Below are 392 nucleotides of genomic sequence, written 5' to 3'. Positions count from 1 at the left end.
CGGCGAAATCCAACAACGCCCAGATCATCACCATGGGCGCCCGCGTCATCGGTCCGGAACTGGCCAAGGCGATCGTCGACACCTGGCTGGCATCGGAGTTCGATGAGAAAGGGCCTTCGGCCGGCAATGTCCAGGCGATCAACAAGCTTGACGCGGCCAAGGCAGGCTAGAGCATCGGACCCAAAAGCGGGTAACGATTTTGGGCAATTTCTGAATCGCGAACAATGAGTTAGAGCGGCAAACGGATTCGTCGCTCTAAGCCAGACCTTTCCGCATCGCGCCGATGACGGTGACAGCCGACGCGGCGCCAGGATCGACATGCCCGAGCGACCGCTCGCCGAGCCGCGACGAGCGGCCCTTCGCAGCGATCATGTCCTTGGTCGCCTCGGCGC

General features: G+C 62.2%; 2 protein-coding genes. One reads left to right on the top strand and one right to left on the bottom strand.

Annotated elements, in window-relative coordinates; all coding sequences use genetic code 11:
* A partial coding sequence (locus AC0L2H_RS32515; RefSeq protein WP_473593679.1) for an RpiB/LacA/LacB family sugar-phosphate isomerase occupies positions 1-170 on the top strand: 170 nt, incomplete at its 5' end.
* Between the two features lie 85 nt (positions 171-255).
* Here the strand turns inward: AC0L2H_RS32515 and AC0L2H_RS32510 are convergent.
* On the bottom strand, positions 256-392 hold a 137-nt coding region (locus AC0L2H_RS32510), incomplete at its 5' end, for a DAK2 domain-containing protein (protein WP_473593678.1).

This window comes from Mesorhizobium sp. WSM4871 (assembly GCF_055811295.1).
Note: the sequence above shows the minus strand (reverse complement) of the source record. Positions and strands in the feature narration are given on the sequence as shown.